This window comes from Ochrobactrum sp. SFR4 (genome assembly GCF_019730395.1).
GTDB lineage: Bacteria > Pseudomonadota > Alphaproteobacteria > Rhizobiales > Rhizobiaceae > Pseudochrobactrum.
This window is the reverse complement of the sequence record NZ_JAAPBB010000507.1, coordinates 1-321: the sequence shown is the minus strand read 5'-3', so window position 1 is coordinate 321 and position 321 is coordinate 1. Positions and strand designations below refer to the sequence as shown.

The window sequence follows — 321 nt, the reverse complement described above, 5'->3', positions numbered from 1 at the left end:
AGAATGTGCGATATTCGCCGATATCATTTTCGTTGAGTGACAAATGATTGATCGAAACGGCAGCACTGACTTTTGTGTTGGTTTCTTTAGCGCGGCGTAAAGTCTGCACCGACATATCGCAGGAAATCTGCGCAGCGTGATAATGGCCGCCGGTCATGGCTGCCAGACGCAGGTCGCGCTCCAGCGGAATCACTTCTGCTTCACGCGGGCTGCCGGACAGGCCGAGCCAGCTGGCATAAAGCCCGCTATTCATCGCCCCGCCGCCTAAATACGGATCCATGGTTTCATGGGCGATAACCGCGCCGAAATCTTTCGCATAGG

Annotated in this window: 1 pseudogene; it reads right to left on the bottom strand. The window is 54.8% G+C overall.

Annotated elements, in window-relative coordinates:
• Positions 1-321 (bottom strand): annotated as a pseudogene (locus tag HBA93_RS20015) (dihydroorotase); the annotation flags it as partial.